Annotated in this window: 3 protein-coding genes; 1 reads left to right on the top strand and 2 read right to left on the bottom strand. The window is 59.3% G+C overall.

Annotation, left to right across the window (positions count from 1 at the left end; genetic code table 11):
- On the top strand, positions 1 to 655 hold a 655-nt coding region (locus B2W52_RS00205), incomplete at its 5' end, for an EAL domain-containing protein (protein ID WP_286800942.1).
- A 9-nt stretch (positions 656 to 664) separates the two neighbouring features.
- On the opposite strand, the gene B2W52_RS00210 is transcribed toward B2W52_RS00205, so the two are convergent.
- Positions 665 to 1384 (bottom strand): pseudouridine synthase, encoded by a 720-nt coding sequence (locus B2W52_RS00210; protein WP_286800943.1) that lies wholly within the window; start codon positions 1382 to 1384, stop codon positions 665 to 667.
- A gap of 5 nt (positions 1385 to 1389) precedes the next feature.
- Positions 1390 to 2982: efflux RND transporter permease subunit (locus tag B2W52_RS00215; RefSeq protein ID WP_286800944.1), on the bottom strand; the 1593-nt coding region annotated here is incomplete at its 5' end.

Here is a 2982-nt window from a genome sequence, read left to right on the forward strand (position 1 = left end):
CCTGGTTCGCTGGCAGCACCCGCAACGTGGCTGGCTGTCACCGATTGAATTTCTGGACGTGGCGCGCAGCGCCGGCCTGATGTATGAGCTGGGCGCCTGTGTGCTGAAAAACGTCTGCGCCCACTGGCGTGAGGCAAAAGACCGGAATACGCCATTACCAACGATATCCGTCAACCTGTCGGCAGAGCAGATATTGGTCCCAGAGTTGCCAGAGCTGGTAAAAGAGATCTGCGGTAACCAGGGCATGCCGGTCAGTGCCCTGCAGTTTGAGGTGACCGAAGACTCCATCCAGGGTGATTTCAGTGTCATCGGTCGGGTTCTGGAACAGCTGGTACACGCCGGCGCCGAGCTCGCTATCGACGACTTTGGCACCGGGTACTCATCGCTGTCCCGGCTCAAAAGCCTGCCCTTCTCCCGAATCAAGATCGACCGCTCGTTCATCAACAACCTCCCGGATGACGAAAACGATTGCGCTATCACCCTGTCGATCATTGGCCTGGCCAGGGGGCTTGGCCTTTCTGTCGTTGCAGAAGGTGTGGAGAGCGAAGCCCATGAAAGCTGGCTGTTCGAGAAAGGCTGCGACTACCTTCAGGGCTACCGTTACAGTATACCGCTTCCCTACCCAGAGTTTATCAAGCGCTACTTTTCCGAGTGATCCCGTACGTCAAATCCCGGGAAATAGCGATAACACCTCCAGAAAGCTCGCCTCAGGCGCGGCGCTAATGGTCAGTGGTTTACCCGAAACCGGGTGTCGGAATGCCATCCGGGTTGCGGCCAGCATCAACCGCCCCTGGCCGAATCGCTCTGCAAAATAGCGATTGTGGCGGCCCCGGCCGTGATTGGCATCGCCAATGATCGGGTGATTGATGTGTTTCATGTGCCTGCGCAACTGGTGCTTTCGGCCGGTTTTCGGGTTCAGTTCAACAACGGCGTAGCGACTGCTCGGGTATTTCTCGATCTCGACCGGTATCTCCGTCGTCGCCAGCGTGCGGTAATAAGTGAGAGCGTCCCGCACTGGCTGCTCTTCCCCTTTCAGCCGTCGATCCTCCGATTCCTCTCGCAAGGGATGATCAATCTCCCCGTGTTCCGGCGGCCAGCCACGCACCATCGCCAGATAGGTTTTCGCCACTTCACCGGCCATCATCGCCAGGCCGAGTGAGCGGGCCGTATCGCTGTCCCTAGCAAACAACAGAATGCCAGAGGTTGGACGGTCCAGACGGTGCACCGGGTAAACATGCTGCCCATCATTCAGCGCCCGGGCATACTGCAGCGCAAACTCGGTTTCATGTTTGTCGATGGGGCTCCGGTGCACCAGCAGCCCGGCTGGCTTGTGGACGATGAGAAGGTAATCGTCCCGGTAAAGAACACTCAGTGGATTCTGCATGGGCATCAAGCGTTTCTGAACCTCGCGGTCAGCCTACCGAAAGCCTGACCGGCCCGGTTACCCAGCACCAGCAATGCAGGTGTGAGCAAAAGCGTCAGCACCGTAGCAAACGCCAATCCTCCCGCGATGGCACTGGACAGCTGGGTCCACCACTGGGTTGATGGCGCACCAAGGCCCAGGGAGGGCGTCAGCAGGTCCACATTGACGCCGAGGACCATGGGCATCAACCCCAGCACAGTGGTGATGGCCGTCAGCAGCACCGGCCTCAGGCGAAGGCAACCGGTTTCCAGGGCGGCCTCGTAGGCCTCAACCCCGTCCTTGCGCATCTGGTTGTAGGTATCGATCAGAATGATGTTGTTGTTTACCACGATGCCTGCCAGGGCAATCGTACCCATTCCCACCATCACAATGCCGAACGACTGACCGTTTACCAGAAGCCCGAGCAGCACCCCGGCGGTGGAGAGCACAATCGCCGAGAGAATCAGGAAGGTCTGGTACAACGAATTGAACTGGGTCACCAGTATCAACAGCATGAGGCCGATGGCTACCAGGAAGGCCGTCGCAAGGAAGTTTGATGCCTGCTGCTGATCCTCGTTCTCGCCGGCAAACTTCACCGAAATTCCCTCTGGCGGTTCCGGCATCTCGGCCTGCAGGGCCCGCAGCAGCTCATCCACGCGGCGCCCCTGTGCCAGATCGGATTTGATGGTTACCGTGCGCTGGCCATCCACCCGGACAATACTGTTGGTTTTGTCGCCGGGGCGAAGATCGACGAATTCAGAGAGCGGCACCTGGCCCCGGGAGGTATGAATGGTCTGGCGCTGCAGATGATCCAGTTCCCGCCAGTTATTCGGAACTCGCACCACGATGTCCACTTCATCCCGCACGTCTTCAGGGCGATAGGTGGCCAGTTTCAACCCGTTGGTCACCAAGCGCACGGCACTGCCGATACCCAGCACATCGGTACCGAAGCGAGCGGCGGCTTCCCGGTCAACCTGCAGCCGCCACTCAATCCCCGGAAGGCTGCGGTCGTCTTCGATGTCCACGAAACCACCGAGCTCACGCATGCGGTCTTTGATTTCGTCCACGTAGCCATTGAGACTGTTTGCTTCGCGGCTGCTCACCTGTAGCTCTATCGGTTTGCCTTCGGCAGGCCCACCTTCCTGTTTGCGGAATTCCAGCTCAACGCCCGCTATATCAGAGGTCATGTCGCGGAAGTCCTCGAGAATCGCGCTGGCCGGTCGCCGGGTGAACCAGTCGGTAAACTGGAATTGCAGAACGCCTATGACATCTGGCGCCAGTTGCGAGCTGGTCTGTACCATTGAGCGGGCGTACAGGGCCTTCACCTCGGGCATGCCACGCAACCGCTGCTCCACTTCACGCACAATGGCATCCCGCTCCCACACTGAAAGATCACCCCTCGCCCTCACCTGAACCTGGGCGGAATCCGGCTCCACACTGGGGAAGAACTCAACCCCATGGTTGAAGCGGGCGTACGCGGCGTAGATCACGGCGATCACGCAGAGCACACCAATCAACGTCAGCCCCGGTGAACGAAGTAGCAGCCCCAGTACCCGTCGATAACCCTCCATCAGGCGCCT

Origin of the sequence: Marinobacter sp. UBA2498, from assembly GCF_002341575.1 — a bacterium.
Lineage (GTDB): Bacteria > Pseudomonadota > Gammaproteobacteria > Pseudomonadales > Oleiphilaceae > Marinobacter > Marinobacter manganoxydans.

Bases quoted from the DNA above. Each gene is read 5' to 3' on its own strand.
- B2W52_RS00210 (WP_286800943.1), bottom strand. From the start codon at position 1,384: ATGCAGAATCCACTGAGTGTTCTTTACCGGGACGATTACCTTCTCATC.